Source organism: Endozoicomonas sp. ALC020 (assembly GCF_049275935.1).
In the GTDB taxonomy this organism is placed as follows: domain Bacteria; phylum Pseudomonadota; class Gammaproteobacteria; order Pseudomonadales; family Endozoicomonadaceae; genus Endozoicomonas_A.
The window spans coordinates 4766276-4782058 of record NZ_CP184830.1 but is presented as its reverse complement, the minus strand read 5'-3'; the positions used below and the strand labels follow the sequence as shown (position 1 = coordinate 4782058).

Genomic DNA, 15783 nt, shown 5'->3' with positions numbered 1-15783 from the left:
AGAATTCTCCTTCCTTGAAGAGGATTTAAAAGACGGTTTCGAGGGTTAGGGTGATATCTGCAAAGGACAATTGTCCCTGGCTGGGGGCAATATCAAATTGGGTTTCAGAGAAGGTCAGCTTGCGGCAATGTTCTGACAGGGCTTTATCATTGCTCAGGGCTTGGCGAATCGTTCTGGAGAGCTCCAGCAAGGCATAAGTTGCCCGTTCATTGGTCGGCACCACAGCGCTGAGATTAAAAAGCCATTGATCTTTACGACGGCTGCCCTGTTGTTGTAACTCACTGATTGATTCCAGTTGCACCAGTAAGGCTGGCGGCTTCAGACCCTGTTCAATGCCGGTGGCAGCATAGCCCAACAATACCTGATTACACACTGTCTCCAGAACACCTACCAAAAGGCTAACCAGTTGTTGTTCTGGGTTAAGCATGACCGGCTCCGTTGATGATGAAATTCAGTTCCTGTTGCACCAGGGTGGTAAACCGCTCCAGTAAAACGGGCTCAAGCTTTTCCAGTACCTGAATGGCACTGTTCAGAATCGGTAAGGTCTGCTTTTCCAGGGGCAAGCCCATCCACATCATGCGACCGGATTTTTTGGAGCGCTGGTATTTATGCCGCCAGCTGGCTTTTCGCCTGAAGACCATAGGATGTGTAGCATTGACCGGCTGCATTAAAAAAGCCCCTTCCCAGAAATGCTTGCCGGTTCTGACGCCTTGTTTCGTCTGTCTTGGTTTGCCCAGATAATGAGCCGGTATATCCCAGGCACCAATCCAGATCACCAGACTGTAGCCTTCACTCCCTCGCTCACCCGGTTGCAGGAGATTAACCTTGACCCGGCCCAGCTCTTTCAGCTTCTTTTGAGTAATGCCTTGCTCTCGGGCTAATGCTCTCAGGGTTCGTCGTTCAGCAAACCGGGATAACTTCCTTAATGATCTTCGTATAGCGAGCTGGAGAGTTTCCGGAGTGTGTTGGAAGAAACGGATCAGCTCATCAATGCTGTCATCCAGCTCAAGCTCCAGCTTCATGGAGTGACCACCAGTTCATCTGACCATCGCCTTTCAGTTTCCGCTCTACTGTCCAGCGTTGTTCTGCTGAAATCACCTCATCGCCCCGGCTCACCTTTACATCCGTGGCCAAGGCCAATGTGGTGACCTCTTGCAACACCTGTTCATAAGGACCCGTAGGCACCAGCTCGCGAGTCAGAATGCCCGTCACTTCCAGCCTACTGTCATCTGACTTTTTCAGTGTGACAGCCTCCCCAAAGGTGGCCAGCACCTGCCGATTCAGATCACTTAGCTCATCTTGCATTTGATCACGGCTCTTGGCTTAAGACAGATGGGCAGTGGGTTGGACTGAGTGTGGACCTGAACGCCCTTATCGAAGTCGAGAATCTTCTGCTTCGCATACCTTGGCAGACCAATGGTATTGACGGTTTCGATAAAGTCCGCTGGTGCAAACCAGGTGCGGAAGATGCCAGTTCCTTCAGGGATTACATAGGCTTCATCCGGTTTAATGAAAGGAATATCGCCTACCTGTCCACGATACTCTTCCCAATCGATATCACCGAACCGGAATCCGGTCTTCGGATCATTGCGCAGTAAAGCGCTGTCCTGATAGCGGTGGTAAGCATCTTTGACATAGTCGTGTCCAACCAGAGCATCATAAAAATCCGCACCGCAGAAGGCCCTTAATCCAGTGTAAGGCTGAGCGCCCAGAGCCGTGTCTACCTTCCTGCGAAGAGCCACACACTCTAACCGGATATCCGTTTCAGCCGCACTGAATTTAAAGGTATGGGTTTGCTGAGTGACACCGAATTCCTGAAACAGGTCGTAAATAACACTGGAACCATCGGCATCGAGAATCTGTCCCTTGATAGCTCCCAGTCGCAGGTGCTCCAGGGTCACTTCATGATTGGCATTCATGGACGACAGTCGATCATTAACCACCGTTTTCACCCCTTCCAGGGCGCTCTCGGAGCCAAAGGCTCGTACATTGCGCACCTCATCAGCAATGATGGTGGAGTCGTAGGGAATATGAGGGATCACAAAACTGCGTACCTTGCGCTTGCCTCCTCGAGCCTGAGTTGCTGGAGCACCGCGCTCGGAAGTGGGCAGCAGGATCAATTCACCGTTCCTTGACTCTACAATCGCCGTGGTGGTGTTAATGCCACTTTCATTAAACAGCCCCAGTTCACCGATACGCCCTGGCTTATAGGGCATATCGTTCAGAGTGGCAGTCAGACTGGTAAGACTGAAGGCATCGTTGTTAAAAATATCCAGCAAGTTCATCCCTGTTCTCCTGTCCTGAGAATGATATCCAGTGACGACAGCTCCTCGACCGCCGTCGTTTTTTCTTCGTCAGTGATGCCTTCCGGCCAGACCAGTAACTCCTGATCCACTTCTGCCAGTCGGGCAATGATGACGCCCTCGCCGCCTGTGGCATCGGTAATGACATGATCCCAAAGCACTCCAGCGGCCATTTGCAAACCCGTGACAGCTGCCGGATCAATAGGGCCATAAACATCTGTAGAGGTATTCTTGCCAAGAATGGTTCCGGGCAGTAGCGCCAGATCCGGAGCCAGTTCGACCAGCTCGCGACTGATGCTGTTGTTTCCTTCGGACACGATAAATTCGCCAGCATGCACCGGCTCTGTCATCACAGGCATGGTTCAGTTCCTTTGAGTGAGAAAGGGAAAATTAAGAAAGGGTGAGTGGTTTCAGGCTGCCGATTGAGCGTTACGCTTGCGGTAAACGGCCTGGGTATCCACCAGAGGCTGGATTTTTTTATCCTGCTGATCGGGTGTCAGCTGGTTATTGATGCTGTCGTCATCCTGCAAGAGCAGATCAAACAGTTCGGTACGCACCTGAGCTTCCGTCTTGCCAGACTGAATAAACTGTCCAGCTCGATCTTCACAGTGCGCTGCTGCACACAGCGATTTGATCGTTTCACATTCCGCCAGACGAGCTTTGACGTCTTCGATACCCTGCTGCTGGCGGACAAAAGTTTCAGCCATTTCCGGGTAACCGGCCTGATTACACAAGGTCATTACTGCCAGGGCATGAGCGCCTTTATCCCCATTTTCAGATTCAGAGTTTGCGGGCTGAGGTGGATGCATAAAGCTGGAAAGATCAAAATGGGCCGCCATTTTTACCGGCGCTTCCACCTCATCAATCAGGCCATGGCCTTGGGCTTCAGTGGCGGTGAACCAGGTCTCCTCGTCCATTAGTTTCAGCATGGCTTTCAGATCCAGTTCACAGCGATTGCAGTAGGTCTGGGCAATGACCTCGGTGGTTTTGTCCAACATATCCGCCATTTTGCGCAACTCACCGGCATCACCTCCGACCCAACCGAAGGGGTTGTGGATCATTAGCAGGGCATTTTCAGCCATATGTATGGTGTCGCCTGCCATAGCAATGACACTGGCGATACTGGCTGCCAGCCCTTCAACCCGAACATGGATGTTAGCCTTGTGGTAACGCAGGGCATTGTAAATGGCGACTCCGTCAAACACTGAGCCACCGGGGCTGTTGATCCGAACGGTAATGTCATCCGTGTCCAGATCTTTCAGGCTGCTGACCAGTTGCCGGGCAGATAAGCCTGCCCAATCGCCAATCACATCATAAATCAGCAACTCCGCTGGTTGGCCTGACTGATTTTTCAACGTGAACCAGGCCCGGTTCTTATTGAGCGGCTTTTTGTTCATCGTTATCGGGTTCCTCTTCCATGATGGTGTTGTTTATTTCCTGAGTTCTGGCATCACTGTCGTATTGCAGCTCCAGCTCGTCGGCTCGCTGGTTATCTGCTGCGATCTCATCGTCAATTTGTTCGCTGTCGTAGCCTTGTTCAGAGACCACTTCTGAACGAGATTTGAAACCACTACGGACTGCCAGATTCTGGGACTGCACATCCTGAACCGGATGAATATAAGCCCAGCCCTGGGGAATCCATTTCACCTTACGATAGTGCGTTGGGTTTCGATGAAAGCTCGGGGCTGAGATAGCCCCACTGAGCACGGCCAGTTCCAGCCATCGCTTCCAGACCGGGCGACAAAGTTGGAATACCATCAAATTATGCTGGATCTGTTGAATACGACGGCGGAACTCATTAAGCACCACCCGTAAAGCCCGGTCACTGACGCCTTTCATATCGCCGGACAGAATCTCATAAGGCAGGCCAATACCCGCCGACACAGCCATCAGCTGTTGGCGGATAAAGTCCGGGTAGTTACTGGCCGCTCCTGGTGGTGTGTTAAACGTTATCTCCTCACCCGGTGATAGCTCCTGCATAGTGCCCGGCTCCATTGCTACCATAGGAACACCTTGCAGGTCATAGACAATGGGCCGACCGGTTAAAGGATCGACCTTTTCCGTTTCCGGAGCCGGTTTGGTGATAAAGCCGGTGAACAGGTTGGCGATTTCCTGCCGAAGCAGCGTGGCATCATCGAATTTGTCCAGGTGATACATTCGAAGCAGCACCTGGCTCAACAAAGGTTGCCCACGCAGCTGACCTGGCCGCAGCGGTTCATAAAGATGCAACACCTGATCGGCAGGCACCCGTCGCAGGTCGGCAGTATCCAGTGTGGTGTAATCCGAAGGATGCTGCTTGTGCATCCAGTAAGCGACACGCTGCCCGATGGCATTAAACTCGATACCGGCCCGGATCTTGTGGCCCTTTTTCAGTTCTTCGTTGTAATCCCAGGGGACAAACTCCGCTTCCAGCAATTGCAGCTGCAGCGGCACACTCAAACCATCGCCGGGTTTTCGGGGACGGAATCGAACAAAACACTCTCCAGCTTCAAGCACTGATCGCATGGCCAGAGCCTGCTGCCCGTAAAAATCGAGCTGACCATCGGCATCGGACTCATCGGTCCAGTCCAGAAACAGGGCCTGTAACTCTTTACGAAACCCATCATCACGGGCTTCTGACTTGGGCTTGATGCCGGTGCCGACAATATTGGCGACCAGCTTTTCCAGCCCGGAAGCGGCCCAGGGATCGTTACGAATCGCTGCCCGGGAGCGGTTGATCAGGGTTCCAAGGTTTACGGTCAGTGAGTTATTGGGTCCGGTAGAAGGCGCAATCCAACTCTGGCTTCTTCGCCCCTGACCTGCCGAGGTATAAGCCAGGTTTTTCAGTTCGGGCAGTAGCCAGCCTGCAATACGTTGTTTCAAGCCCATTCAATCATTCCCGAAAGCTGTGCTAATGTAAAAATCACTATGAAAAAGAAAACAGACACCGACTGGAAACGCTTGGAAGCAATGTCAGATGAAGACATTGACACCTCTGATATCCCTGAGCTGGGCGATTATTTCTTTGATCATGCTGAACAACATTCCTTCCATGATGAACCGCTGACTTGGAGGCAAAGGTTCTGCCTTTCACTTCGCCTATGGTTTATGTGGCTACCAGCTCTCATTGTATTTTTAGGAACCTGCTACTTTTTTTGGGCCGAATCCACATTATGGTTAACAGACCCCATACTGGCTTTTGCTTGTGCAGCCTTCATAGCTCTTTTTGCCACCGTCATTTGGTTTTGTATCCTTTTCGGCTTGGGAAATTAAATACCCTTTGACGAATAGACCCCATATTGCCGGGGTCGCTTCTGTTGCTTGATCAATTCCCGCTCAATGGCCTGCAGTCGCCTTTCCATTTCTGAGAAGCTGGCATACTCCACCTTGCGACCTTCAAATTCCACTGTGCGGGTTTCTCTTAGTAATACCGCACGCTTCAGGACTTTATATTCAGCATCCGTAATCATTGGCTACCCATTCAGATAAGAGCTGCGAGAGAATCGTCGGGATCGGGCTTGAGAGAAAGCGTCGGGTTCAGAGTCATCAACCATAACTTCCGGCTCTGGACGTTGAGCGGCCAGTTGCTCCAGATTCAATCCACGGTGTTGCTGCAGAATACGCACCGCAGTCAGGGCATAAACCCGACAGTCCAAAGCTTCATTCCGCTTCTTGCGGGCATCCCATTCAAAGTAAGCGACCCCGTGTTTGTATTTGCGCACCTTTTCTTCTGCCGTAGCCTGTTTGAAGTAGTCTTCATCAAAGCTGTCCTTCACCGGCCAGTGGCAGTAACCTGCACCAGGCTCCAGAATTCGGTATCGCTGATAGATCAGTTCTTTGGCCGTGTCGGTGCCCACCAGAGTCAGGTAGACGCCTTTCTTGTTGCGAGTTTTCGGGAAGGTAGCGATGGGTTTGCCAGACTGGGAAGCCCCTTTGATCGGAATCAACCAGTCAGCACCTTGCTTACGGGAGAAGGCATACACCTCATCGGTAAAGTGACCACCGGAGTCCATACAAATCTGGGCGAGGTTCATTAAAACTCCATCCTGCCGTCGATAAGTCGTTCTGAGTTTGTCTGCCAGAATCTTCCAGATCTCCGGACGACTCAGATCACCATAGAGCCGAATGTAATCGATGGACCAGCTCTCTTCACCGGCACCCCAGCCCATAACTTCATACTCGACCCGGTCATCCTGAACATCGATACCGCAGGTCAGCACTTCTACTGGCCAGGGCACCTCGGCGATATAGTGCTCACGACGCTGGTAAAGTAATTCGTAATCAACGGTTTCTCCGGCTTCCTGCCAGGTTTGGCCCAACACAGTATTGGTCCAGTCTTTCAAGAGAACCGGATCATCTTTAGCCGCCAGAAAATCCGCCACGGCATCTTTCCAGCTGTACCAGCCATTCGGGCTGTAAAGTGAATTCAGATGATAGCCCCGGATTTTGCCGTCACTCTCTGGATTCTGAGGCTCCCACTGCCCATTCTCCAGTAATCTGGGTTTGTCATGTTCCTGCATTTGGTGCTGACACTGGATACATTCAAAACAAGCCGTTTCCGGGTTCTGGTTTTCAAACTTTATCTGCTGCCACTCTATGGGTTGCAAGTGCCCACAGTTAACACAAGGCACATGGTATTGCCGCTGGTCACTGGCCTGATAGGCCGATTCAACCTTGCTGGCCCCGGCAATATTGGGTGTCGACACCATCAGGATTTTTCGATTACGGGAAAACGTCGCCGTCCGTTTAATGGCCAGATTAATAGGACTGCCTTCCCCATCCACATCATCTTCATAAGCATCTATTTCATCCAGAAAAAGAAAACGGGCAGGCATGGAGCGCAACCCTGTGGCGGAGTTGGCTCCGGTGATGATCAGTACACCGTTAGGAAACTCCTTCACCATTTGAGTATTGCCAGAATCCCGGGAACGAGGGTCTTTCACCCGCTCCCGCAAAATCGGCATCTCTTCAATCATCGGCGCTATGCGCTGCTTGGAGGTTCTCTTGGCCATATCCAACGTCGGCAGCACATACATCATGGGACCGGGCGTATGATGGATCACATAGCCCAGCCAATTATTGCCACATTCGGTGCCACCGACCTGTGCACCTTTCATAAAAACGACACGTTCCACATCCGAAGAGGGTGACAGACAATCCATAATTTCTTTGAGGTAAGGCGTCCGAGCGGTTCGCCAGCGACCGGCCTCTTTGGCCGCTTTCATGGGCAGAATGCGGTATTCATCGGCCCATTCCGACACTGTTAAGCGGGTATCAGGTTTTAAGCCTGCAAAAAATCCTTCAAAATAGGGAGATGTCACTTTGTTGCTACTTATCTGGAATTACGACGACCTCTATGTTGTGCTCGGCACAGAGCTTCTCCATTTCCACATCACTTTGTTTACAAATGGCCACAACTCGAATTGAATTAGGTTTGAATCTTTTCATAAGTTCTCGGCTAAAAAATGCTTGTCCCATAAGATACATTCCTAATCGGCTTGCCTTTGTTTGAATGACTATGATGTCCTTACCTTGAAGGTCATAAACTGGGCTTTTAGCAATCTGTTCTTTCTCACCAAGCACAATGACACCATCAATGTGCCTGCCAGCCGTGTTGTTCTTATCAGATCTTCTAACCGCATAAAACTCTTCGATTAGAAGCCCACCTACTTCCTTCCAATACTGCCTTGTTCGCCAAGTTTCGTGTTTACTCATAGATCTATCTTTTTTGTCATTCCATTCTCTCTGACTATTAAACTACTTCGGCTGAATCAGTTGCTCCAATACTGCCAGAAGGTCCTCTTCCAAGAGTCTTCGTACTATTGATGGATCAGTTTCTGCAGCAAGTATGTCGGCTTGTCGATCTGGAATACCTAACAAAGCATCCCTCAGCATTCTTCCCGCCCGGTAAGCATCTTCTCGAACTTTGCTGGCTTCGGTGAGTTTTCCGGCCTTTTCCTCATACTCCATCTTCGCCATCTTGGCTCTGAAAGCTTCCCGCATGGTCCGAGCCGTAACGAAATCCACCGCCTGTCTTGAATCAGTGGGGGCCACTGGCAAGTGGTCTTGGGAAGCAGGTTTCCTCAGCACAGTCGAGGGCTCAGCCTGGGCCTGAATCGCCTTTAGGGCCTCATCCGGGTTGACCTTGCCCTTGTGCAGGCGAATCTTACCGGACTTGACCAATTTGGCCACATATTGGCGGCTCCAGCCTTGACGTTTGGCGAATTCCGATTGCGAGATGAGTGTCATAGCGATCTGTATAACCTCCCCTGTCCCGCCTTGGCCGGATGCGCCCTCCTTTTTCGACAACCTATTGATTATTAATAGTTTTTTCCTTGATAACCACCGGTTATGGAGCCTTACTGTACATAACGCAAACAAGCATCAAAAAGGAAACAGGCCATGAATAAGAAGACCGAACAAGCCCTGGAAACCATCGCCCAAAAAACCCTGCTAATGGACACCCTCAAAACCCGAAACACCTCGGAAGACTTCGAGGAAGTCGCCGTCTGGCAAGTCAAAAAGGCTTTGGAACAGGCTTATCAATTGGGCCTGAAACAAGGCCAAAAACAATAACCCCAAAAGGAGAAGCACCATGAAAACAACAAAACTCACTGCTACCCAAGAGACTGTTCTGAAGCAAGCCGCTGAGACAGGAACCCTTGACGCTTCCAAACTCACCCTAAAAGGAGGTGCCCGGAAGAAAGTGCTGGACAGTCTGACCAGCAAAGGCTTTCTGATCCCCATGAAAAAGGCTGACACCTACGACATCAGTCCGCAGGGCAAGGCAGCCATTGGCCTCCCGGTAGACGACCAACCCGTCCAGAAAGGCAAGATCCGCACCGGTACCAAACTCCACAGGGTGATTGAGCTGCTGAGCCGACCCGAGGGCGCTGAGATCTACGAAATCATGCGGGAGACCGGCTGGCAACAGCACACCGTTCGCGGCACCTTGGCAGGAGCCTTAAAAAAACGACTGGGGCTGACCATTGAATCGGAGAAGCCTGAAGGCAAGGATCGCATTTATCGGATCACCGCCGGACTGGAAGCGCTCTTTCAGGGTGAGACTGCATGAGCACCCGCTCCTGAATTGCAAGGCGGCTGGCATTTTCCTTATGGGAGCCTCGATTCTGAGAGGCTTCATTCTACTGGCCGTTGAACTCAAATTTTAGTTGTACCTCAGATCTGTCAACCAGGTTGACAATCCAGACCGCAAAGGTTGACAGTTTGGTTGACAAAATCCCTAGCTGGTTGACACCGGAAAGCCCCGCCATTACTAGGCTGAAGCCCAATCTGTCAACCTGAGTGTCAACCCCGATTTTCACTCTGTCGCTGGCGCTATTCCGCGCTGATGCATACCCGCACTAGAAGACACCTCCCAGGGACCCCGGGACAGCCGTCAGAAGACGCTTATCAAGCGTTCTCTTCGATCCCGAGACGCTCCCTGTATTTAAAAAGAAGCGCTCAGAGCGGCTTAAATTAAGCCTCAACCTTTCCATGTTCTTGTCACCTTCTCCAGCCCACGGCTGGCAATGTATCCGCCAATGCCCAGCTGGATAATGCTGAACAGTTTCAGTTCAACAGCCTCAGTTAGATTCGGTGCTGACCAACCCATCCAGCGACACACGACTAATGCCGTAAAGACCAGCATCACCATGGGTCGCCAGTTCCTTTGCAGCCAGCTTTCACCCTGAGCTTCGGCTTTAACAACGCCAGCCTTTTGCTCCAGTTCATTCAGCTCACCGTTGAGCAGCATCTTGCTCAATTCCGCTCTGGCTTCCCTGGCTTTGTTCGCATCAGGAAAAAGCTTATCGATGACCTTTCCTATCACCGGGATGGCAGCCATCAGACTCACCGTTTGCCCCCCAGCAGTCCTTCCTGTCTGAGCCACTGGTGCACATCAAAGTTAGGACAGGTCTTCACCTTGCTAAAGTGATGATGACCATGAACGACAGCGTTTGGATAAATAGCTTGATGGCCAGCCACCAGAAGCTTCAGCATTCGCTTCTGATCCGGAGTGAAGTTATCTTCTGCCTCATTGTGTTCATTCAGGCCACCCACCAGACAGATGCCCACACTTTCATGGTTGTGGTATTTGACATGAGCACCCCAGTCTTCAATAGGACGACCCTGCTTTACGGAACCGTCCCGCTCAATCACCCAATGGTAACCAACATCCAGAAAGGCCCGTTCCATGGTGTGCCAGCGTTTTATGTCGTCAAAGGTAACGTGTTGGTTGGCTCGGGTGTCCGAGCAATGAACGACGATGTAATTGGTTTCCTTACGCTTGCCCATCACTCATCCCCTGAGTTTATGTTTTAAGAAAGTAAGCCAACAGGCCAATAGCAGCGGTCAGCACGATCCAACCGAAGCGCTCGATATAGCCCAACATCACACCCCGGCGACTGGCCTGAAACTCCAGTTTTCGGATGCGTTTCTCCTGCTCGTCCAGGCGTTCATCCTGACGGGAAAGATTGCTGGTCTGGTGAGTAATCCGCTCTTCGATCATGGCCAGGCGAGACACTGCGTCGCTCAGCTTGTCGAGCTTGGAATCAATCTGATCCAGTCGCCTTGAGAGTTCGTCCATCACGGTCTTCCTTGACCTGGGCAAAGGTCAGATTATTGGATTCAAGATAGGCTTCCTTGCCTGTGTACTCCTCCCATCGGCGCACAATGACATCCACGTATTTGGGGTCCAGTTCGGTGAGCCGGGCACTGCGGTGTGACTTTTCGCAGGCAATCAGTGTGGAGCCCGAACCGCCAAACAGATCCAGCACGATGTCGTGGGTCTTGGAAGAGTTGCGAACAGCACGCTCTACCAGCTCCACGGGTTTCATAGTGGGATGAAGGTCATTCCTGGCAGGCTTGCTGAAGAACCAGACGTCGCCCTGATCCCGAGCGCCACACCAGAAATGTTCATTGCCTTCCTTCCAGCCGTAGAGGATTGGCTCGTACTGCCGTTGATAATCCGAACGACCCAGGGTGAAAGTATTCTTGGCCCAGATGATAAACGTGGACCACTTGCCACCGGCTTCCCGGAAAGCTTTCTGGAGCGTATCCAGCTCAGACGACGACATGCAGATATAAATCGCCCCCTTGCAGACCCCTATCAGGTTGGTCATGGCTGCCAGCAGGAAAGCGTGGAACTCAGAGCCGAGATTGTCGTTTTTGATACGGCGATCTTTTTTGGCTTGGGTGTTTTTCCCAGGGTTAGCGTAGTCAACGTTGTAAGGTGGATCGGTGAACACCATATCCGCCAGCTGGCCTGCCATCAGGGTTTCCACATCGGCCTGTTCGGTAGCACTGCCGCACAGCACCCGATGGCTTCCCAAAATCCAGACATCACCCAGCTGGCTGACGGGATGCTCCTCCGGTTCAGGAATTTCATCATCATCGGTCTGCCCTTCTGGTTCGTCCACCAGCAGCAGACCTTCCAACTCCTCATCGGAAAAGCCCATCAGGTCCAAGTCAAAATCCAGGGCATCCAGTTCTGCCAGTTCCTGCTTGAGCAGTTCTTCGTCCCAGCCTGAGTTGGCCGTGATCTGGTTGTCAGCAATGATCAGCGCCCGGCGCTGGGTTTCACTCAAGTGCCCCAACACAATCACCGGCACGGTTTCCATGCCCAGCTGCTTCGCCGCCATCAAACGACCATGACCGGCTACGATGACATCGTCACTGCCCACCAGCACCGGATTCACAAACCCGAACTCCTCGATGGACCGGGCAATCTGGTCCACCTGCTCATCGGAGTGAGTCCGGGCATTGTTGGCGTAGGGCACCAGGGTGGCGACGGGGCGATGTTCTATGGCTTCGACAAGGATTCTGGACATGACTCTTCCGTGATTTCCAGATGTAAAAAAACCTCAGACCGGGGAGGTGTGAGGTTCAGGTGCACTTCGCTTCGAGCTTAGCGTTAATTCTTGTCAAATTTGGCGAAAGTGTCCAACCCTTGAAGAGGCCTCTATTTTGGATATACCCAGACAAAACCGGACACCACGAGTTACTTCGGGTTACTCCGGGTTACGTCCTCCGGCCAAATGGATGGCAATCCTGCTCATGGCTTTACACCAATGTGCGTATGGGGTTTTCCGGTTCACACCCAAATCTTCAGCAATCACTCGCCAGGGCAAACCCGATGCACGAAGCCAGATCAGCTTGCGCTCCTCCTCGCTGACCCATCGCAACCAACGCATGCACTTCACCATGCGATCCACTTCGTCTTCCGAGGGCTTGGGCAATCTCAGGATTTTGTTTTCCCCTTGATAAACTTCCCAGCGGTTGGGAATGATCTCTGGCCAGTAGGCTGAGTACCTGAGATTTATACCTGACGACACTCGTCGTTCCACCAGCCAGGCTTCCCGATAGCGATTGGCCAGTTCATTGATGTCCATTCGAGCTTCCTCCCTGAGTCGATTTCCAGCCGGAAATATCACGCATCAGTAAGGTTGGAAATTTAAGTTCCAACCTTACTTATATAAGTAAGGGGTTCTGGAAATTGGAAACGGTATATTTTTCAATGTGTTACACGTTTCCAGAGTCACACCATTTCCTGGAAATTGGAAATGCGACAAATGTCATTTAAATTTACATATTTCTTTATACTTTCAGACTGTTAGAGTATTTTTTTAAACCTTTCTCTATTTCCAAAACTCTGGAAATGTTCTGGAAATGCTGGAAATTGGAAACGCTCTGGAAACGCTCAATCAGTCATTTTTCAACCGATCTGCACCCTCTTCAATCCGGCCTTTTCCATCAGCAAATAGTCCCCAGGGAGAATCCAGCCACTTTTGTTCTTTTGATCCCAGAAGTGTGCCTTTAACTACTCTTGGCGGACGCTCATTCAACAATTCCTGAACCATATTTTCGAGCTTGTGTCGCGGCATATGATGGAAGGCTTCAGGAAGACGATGCCGGTGCTTGAAGACCCCATTCACTCCAGTATGAGTAAAAGGATGCCCACGACTGGCTGCCATTCTGATGCCGCCAGCGAGCACTCCCAGCAAATCATAGGTAGAAGGCTGTTGACCTTTTATCCTTGCCGTCAGGTCCTCCAACAATCCGATACTGTTGCGTTTATAAGTACGAATTGTCCGATCCGCCGGGCCATTGGATTTCACCACCGCTCCCTGGTAAAAACTTCTCGGCTCGGGGATCAGGTTCAGAGTCTGACAAGTTTGCTGCACGATCTGGTCCTGTGCAGGCCAGAGGGCATAAGCCATACGAACACCATCCACCAGCGCACTGCTGCCTCTAATGGCATCCCTGGCCTGCTCTGCGCTGTCGATGGGTTTCTGTCCTGGTGGTTTGCGCATATGGTGAACCACAATCACAGTGGCACCCGTTTCACTGGCCAGGTTCGCCAACAGCCCCGTCAGGTAACTACCCACTGCAGGGTCAGCGTTCACATCGGCATGAACAAAAGAGGATAAGGGATCGAAGACCACCAGCTTGAGATCTTCAATGGCCTGAAGCTGGCGGACTACCTGTGTAAACTCTGATGTCGTTCTTGGCCCTTCCGGAGTTTCCCTGACCATGGGGAATGGGCCACCTGCATTAGGTAATGGAATGATGAAGAGTTTCTCAGGAGATTTCAGTCGCAAGTCTGTCGGGTCTAGTTTTTGCAGACGACGATGTACTTCTGCCTGATCATCCTCAGAGGTGAAAACAACAGCTGTTCCATGTTGTAAGACCTTGCCACCAAACACCTCGACCGTCAGGTCTTCACCACAGGCAATTTCCAGTGCGAGCTTGAGTGTGAGCATTCCCTTACCTGTGTCTCCCATAGCCGCAAGGATTGAGACAACACCTAATGGAAAAGAGCCTTCAATCAGGTAGTGCTGCTCAGGGGCTACACCTTTGTAACGGAGCGCACTCCAGTCTGACAGTTGCAGGCCTGCCGATTTGATTGTCTTCCGCTCGGTTGTGGCCATCCAGTGATCAATATCAAAGCCTTCCTGAACGGCATCTGCGGAATCCCATTTCTCAGGTTTATCTGCCGGTGGTTTCAGAATCACCACAGACAAAGCTCCGACATCATCGATAGCTTTAGCCGCACTGAAAGCATATTCCAGCCCGGCGTCGTCATTATCAGGCCAGAGTATGACACGCTTGCCTGTGAGAGGTGACCAGTCCGTCTTATCCGTCGGGGCCTTGGCACCGTTCATTGCAGTGGTGGCACAATAGCCACTTTCAATCAAAGCCTGTGCTGCTTTCTCGCCTTCCACCAGCAGTACTTCGTCCGCTACCTTGATACCTGGCTGGTTGTAGAGTGGCCTGGGGTTGGGGGCTTTGGTTTTACGGGTCTTTACATCCCAAGGCCGAAACTCTTTACCCTCTGGCGTATCGTACCGGTAAACACAGGCGATCAGGTTGCCTTCAAGGTCATGGTAGTCCCACTTGCCTGTGTGATGACCCAAGTCTTCATATTCTTCCTGGTGACTAACCGTAGCTGGTGGCGTGAATGACGGCATACCCAGCCACTCCGCCATGAGTTCTATGATTTCTGGAAAGTCCCTTTGAGGATCAAGAGACTGATGCGCTGCGGTCAGACTGATAATGTCGCCACCTTCACCGCTTTCAAAGTCGTGCCAAAGTCCACTGCCCAGCTCCACTTCCAGACTCTTGCCTTTCTTGCCCTGGACATTGCCCAGCACAAACTTCTGACCTCGTTTTTTGCCATTGGGAAACAACCAGGTCAGGTACTCTGGCATTCGTTCCTGAATACGACGCTTAACGTCTTCTGCATCCAGTTTCTGTGTCGTGCCCTGCTCTTGGGCATCGTTAAAATCAAGCCATTTGTTTGTCATTGTCACAGTCCCTGTAGGGAAAAGCCCACCCGCAGGTGGGCGTTAGAGCCTTAATCCCACTGGTTGTTATAGCTTTCAGCCGGGTGAGGTGCTGAGTCCGGAGGACTGTAGAGCTGGGATTGCAGCTGAGCCTGGGGGTGGCCACCCTGCTGATTAGCGGGTGAACTTCCCTGAGGAGCAACCTGACCAAACATCAGCTGAGCATATTGCTTGTGCTCCGGTGTGATGGCCTGTTTGATGACATTTTTCGGTTCATCGTACTGATCCTTTTCAGTACTGATTTTGGCGACGAACTCAATACCATCCAGCTCTGACAACGATTTCAACTGTCGGGCTTTATAAGCCGGTGGACTGTTATCTTCGGCCTTGATATTACGAGCAGATTGCAAAACACCCCGGACAAAGGAACGGCCCATGTTTTCCCACTCCGGGCCTTTGGGGCTGTGCATACCGATCAGGGACCAAATCTTGCGCCTGGCGTACTGGCCTTCCAGCACCGTGAACTCGGCATTGAGGTAGATGGCTCCGGTATCGCCACAAGTGGCGTAACCACCGGTCCAGCCCATTTCGGGCTTGTCGTAGCCTCCCGGCTTAAGGGTCATACGTACCTTGACCAGAGTGCCTGAGGGAATAACATCGTAGCTGCCCTGATCGGTAGCATCGTTAAAGTCGTTCCAGCGTGTCATAGGTTTTTG

General features: G+C 51.5%; 21 protein-coding genes. 3 read left to right on the top strand and 18 right to left on the bottom strand.

The window, feature by feature from the left end; translation table 11 throughout:
• Positions 1-25: 25 nt before the first annotated feature.
• From ACOJUO_RS17825 to ACOJUO_RS17795, 7 genes are read right to left on the bottom strand one after another with little or no spacing between them, the layout of a single operon-like run.
• Entirely contained in the window at positions 26-427 is a 402-nt protein-coding gene (locus ACOJUO_RS17825) for a hypothetical protein (protein WP_422137690.1), read from the bottom strand.
• A complete protein-coding gene (locus ACOJUO_RS17820) occupies positions 420-1022 on the bottom strand; it encodes a hypothetical protein (protein WP_422137689.1) in 603 nt (200 codons plus the stop codon). Before ACOJUO_RS17820 ends, ACOJUO_RS17825 begins: the two co-directional genes overlap by 8 nt.
• A complete protein-coding gene (locus ACOJUO_RS17815) occupies positions 1006-1305 on the bottom strand; it encodes a hypothetical protein (RefSeq protein ID WP_422137688.1) in 300 nt (99 codons plus the stop codon). Before ACOJUO_RS17815 ends, ACOJUO_RS17820 begins: the two co-directional genes overlap by 17 nt.
• Positions 1290-2285 carry a major capsid protein gene (locus tag ACOJUO_RS17810; protein WP_422137687.1) on the bottom strand — a complete coding sequence of 332 codons (996 nt, stop codon included), beginning with the start codon at positions 2283-2285 and terminating at the stop codon, positions 1290-1292. The genes ACOJUO_RS17815 and ACOJUO_RS17810 overlap by 16 nt, the downstream gene beginning before the upstream one ends.
• Complete coding sequence (locus ACOJUO_RS17805; protein ID WP_422137686.1) at positions 2282-2662, bottom strand: head decoration protein; 381 nt, start codon at positions 2660-2662, stop codon at positions 2282-2284. The genes ACOJUO_RS17810 and ACOJUO_RS17805 overlap by 4 nt, the downstream gene beginning before the upstream one ends.
• 51 nt (positions 2663-2713) lie before the next feature.
• The gene (locus tag ACOJUO_RS17800; RefSeq protein WP_422137685.1) at positions 2714-3700 is read right to left on the bottom strand and encodes a head maturation protease, ClpP-related; all 987 of its coding nucleotides are present in this window, start codon (positions 3698-3700) and stop codon (positions 2714-2716) included.
• Complete coding sequence (locus ACOJUO_RS17795) at positions 3678-5171, bottom strand: phage portal protein (RefSeq protein WP_422137684.1); 1494 nt, start codon at positions 5169-5171, stop codon at positions 3678-3680. Before ACOJUO_RS17795 ends, ACOJUO_RS17800 begins: the two co-directional genes overlap by 23 nt.
• 39 nt (positions 5172-5210) lie before the next feature.
• Between ACOJUO_RS17795 and ACOJUO_RS17790 the strand changes: the two genes are divergently transcribed.
• Positions 5211-5555, top strand: a complete 345-nt coding sequence (locus ACOJUO_RS17790; RefSeq protein WP_422137683.1) for a hypothetical protein — start codon at positions 5211-5213, stop codon at positions 5553-5555.
• On the opposite strand, the gene ACOJUO_RS17785 is transcribed toward ACOJUO_RS17790, so the two are convergent.
• The 4 genes from ACOJUO_RS17785 to ACOJUO_RS17770 are packed head-to-tail and all read right to left on the bottom strand — an operon-like array spanning position 5552 to position 8531.
• Entirely contained in the window at positions 5552-5752 is a 201-nt protein-coding gene (locus tag ACOJUO_RS17785; protein ID WP_422137682.1) for a phage head-tail joining protein, read from the bottom strand. The two genes, ACOJUO_RS17790 and ACOJUO_RS17785, sit on opposite strands and share 4 nt — an antisense overlap.
• A 3-nt stretch (positions 5753-5755) precedes the next feature.
• Complete coding sequence (locus tag ACOJUO_RS17780) at positions 5756-7603, bottom strand: phage terminase large subunit family protein (protein ID WP_422137681.1); 1848 nt, start codon at positions 7601-7603, stop codon at positions 5756-5758.
• A gap of 7 nt (positions 7604-7610) precedes the next feature.
• Entirely contained in the window at positions 7611-7997 is a 387-nt protein-coding gene (locus tag ACOJUO_RS17775; RefSeq protein WP_422137680.1) for a hypothetical protein, read from the bottom strand.
• A 42-nt stretch (positions 7998-8039) separates the two neighbouring features.
• Complete coding sequence (locus ACOJUO_RS17770) at positions 8040-8531, bottom strand: hypothetical protein (RefSeq protein WP_422137679.1); 492 nt, start codon at positions 8529-8531, stop codon at positions 8040-8042.
• Positions 8532-8684: 153 nt separating this feature from the next.
• Between ACOJUO_RS17770 and ACOJUO_RS17765 the strand changes: the two genes are divergently transcribed.
• Together ACOJUO_RS17765 and ACOJUO_RS17760 are read left to right on the top strand one after the other, a co-directional pair.
• Positions 8685-8858 carry a DUF6900 domain-containing protein gene (locus ACOJUO_RS17765; RefSeq protein ID WP_422137678.1) on the top strand — a complete coding sequence of 58 codons (174 nt, stop codon included), beginning with the start codon at positions 8685-8687 and terminating at the stop codon, positions 8856-8858.
• Between the two features lie 19 nt (positions 8859-8877).
• Positions 8878-9357 (top strand): DUF3489 domain-containing protein, encoded by a 480-nt coding sequence (locus ACOJUO_RS17760; RefSeq protein ID WP_422137677.1) that lies wholly within the window; start codon positions 8878-8880, stop codon positions 9355-9357.
• A gap of 411 nt (positions 9358-9768) precedes the next feature.
• Here ACOJUO_RS17760 and ACOJUO_RS17755 read toward each other — a convergent pair whose 3' ends face one another.
• The 7 genes from ACOJUO_RS17755 to ACOJUO_RS17725 form a co-directional block, all read right to left on the bottom strand.
• Positions 9769-10128 carry a 3TM-type holin gene (locus ACOJUO_RS17755; protein WP_422137676.1) on the bottom strand — a complete coding sequence of 120 codons (360 nt, stop codon included), beginning with the start codon at positions 10126-10128 and terminating at the stop codon, positions 9769-9771.
• A 5-nt stretch (positions 10129-10133) separates the two neighbouring features.
• The gene (locus ACOJUO_RS17750; protein WP_422137675.1) at positions 10134-10577 is read right to left on the bottom strand and encodes an N-acetylmuramoyl-L-alanine amidase; all 444 of its coding nucleotides are present in this window, start codon (positions 10575-10577) and stop codon (positions 10134-10136) included.
• Between the two features lie 16 nt (positions 10578-10593).
• Positions 10594-10869 carry a flagellin gene (locus ACOJUO_RS17745; protein WP_317144900.1) on the bottom strand — a complete coding sequence of 92 codons (276 nt, stop codon included), beginning with the start codon at positions 10867-10869 and terminating at the stop codon, positions 10594-10596.
• Positions 10835-12112 carry a site-specific DNA-methyltransferase gene (locus ACOJUO_RS17740; protein ID WP_422137674.1) on the bottom strand — a complete coding sequence of 426 codons (1278 nt, stop codon included), beginning with the start codon at positions 12110-12112 and terminating at the stop codon, positions 10835-10837. The genes ACOJUO_RS17745 and ACOJUO_RS17740 overlap by 35 nt, the downstream gene beginning before the upstream one ends.
• A 180-nt stretch (positions 12113-12292) precedes the next feature.
• Entirely contained in the window at positions 12293-12673 is a 381-nt protein-coding gene (locus ACOJUO_RS17735; protein WP_422137673.1) for a DUF6362 family protein, read from the bottom strand.
• Positions 12674-12985: 312 nt separating this feature from the next.
• A complete protein-coding gene (locus ACOJUO_RS17730; RefSeq protein ID WP_422137672.1) occupies positions 12986-15088 on the bottom strand; it encodes an AAA family ATPase in 2103 nt (700 codons plus the stop codon).
• Positions 15089-15138: 50 nt separating this feature from the next.
• A complete protein-coding gene (locus ACOJUO_RS17725) occupies positions 15139-15774 on the bottom strand; it encodes a hypothetical protein (RefSeq protein WP_422137671.1) in 636 nt (211 codons plus the stop codon).
• Positions 15775-15783 lie beyond the last annotated feature (9 nt).

Excerpts from the sequence above, each read along its gene's own strand:
- ACOJUO_RS17760 (WP_422137677.1), top strand. The coding sequence starts at position 8,878 with ATGAAAACAACAAAACTCACTGCTACCCAAGAGACTGTTCTGAAGCAA.
- ACOJUO_RS17745 (WP_317144900.1), bottom strand. The coding sequence starts at position 10,869 with ATGGACGAACTCTCAAGGCGACTGGATCAGATTGATTCCAAGCTCGAC.
- ACOJUO_RS17765 (WP_422137678.1), top strand. The coding sequence starts at position 8,685 with ATGAATAAGAAGACCGAACAAGCCCTGGAAACCATCGCCCAAAAAACC.
- ACOJUO_RS17770 (WP_422137679.1), bottom strand. The coding sequence starts at position 8,531 with ATGACACTCATCTCGCAATCGGAATTCGCCAAACGTCAAGGCTGGAGC.
- ACOJUO_RS17815 (WP_422137688.1), bottom strand. The coding sequence starts at position 1,305 with ATGCAAGATGAGCTAAGTGATCTGAATCGGCAGGTGCTGGCCACCTTT.
- ACOJUO_RS17725 (WP_422137671.1), bottom strand. The coding sequence starts at position 15,774 with ATGACACGCTGGAACGACTTTAACGATGCTACCGATCAGGGCAGCTAC.
- ACOJUO_RS17775 (WP_422137680.1), bottom strand. The coding sequence starts at position 7,997 with ATGAGTAAACACGAAACTTGGCGAACAAGGCAGTATTGGAAGGAAGTA.
- ACOJUO_RS17800 (WP_422137685.1), bottom strand. The coding sequence starts at position 3,700 with ATGAACAAAAAGCCGCTCAATAAGAACCGGGCCTGGTTCACGTTGAAA.
- ACOJUO_RS17795 (WP_422137684.1), bottom strand. The coding sequence starts at position 5,171 with ATGGGCTTGAAACAACGTATTGCAGGCTGGCTACTGCCCGAACTGAAA.
- ACOJUO_RS17805 (WP_422137686.1), bottom strand. The coding sequence starts at position 2,662 with ATGCCTGTGATGACAGAGCCGGTGCATGCTGGCGAATTTATCGTGTCC.
- ACOJUO_RS17755 (WP_422137676.1), bottom strand. The coding sequence starts at position 10,128 with ATGGCTGCCATCCCGGTGATAGGAAAGGTCATCGATAAGCTTTTTCCT.
- ACOJUO_RS17735 (WP_422137673.1), bottom strand. The coding sequence starts at position 12,673 with ATGGACATCAATGAACTGGCCAATCGCTATCGGGAAGCCTGGCTGGTG.
- ACOJUO_RS17785 (WP_422137682.1), bottom strand. The coding sequence starts at position 5,752 with ATGATTACGGATGCTGAATATAAAGTCCTGAAGCGTGCGGTATTACTA.
- ACOJUO_RS17740 (WP_422137674.1), bottom strand. The coding sequence starts at position 12,112 with ATGTCCAGAATCCTTGTCGAAGCCATAGAACATCGCCCCGTCGCCACC.
- ACOJUO_RS17750 (WP_422137675.1), bottom strand. The coding sequence starts at position 10,577 with ATGGGCAAGCGTAAGGAAACCAATTACATCGTCGTTCATTGCTCGGAC.
- ACOJUO_RS17820 (WP_422137689.1), bottom strand. The coding sequence starts at position 1,022 with ATGAAGCTGGAGCTTGAGCTGGATGACAGCATTGATGAGCTGATCCGT.
- ACOJUO_RS17730 (WP_422137672.1), bottom strand. The coding sequence starts at position 15,088 with ATGACAAACAAATGGCTTGATTTTAACGATGCCCAAGAGCAGGGCACG.
- ACOJUO_RS17790 (WP_422137683.1), top strand. The coding sequence starts at position 5,211 with ATGAAAAAGAAAACAGACACCGACTGGAAACGCTTGGAAGCAATGTCA.
- ACOJUO_RS17825 (WP_422137690.1), bottom strand. The coding sequence starts at position 427 with ATGCTTAACCCAGAACAACAACTGGTTAGCCTTTTGGTAGGTGTTCTG.
- ACOJUO_RS17810 (WP_422137687.1), bottom strand. The coding sequence starts at position 2,285 with ATGAACTTGCTGGATATTTTTAACAACGATGCCTTCAGTCTTACCAGT.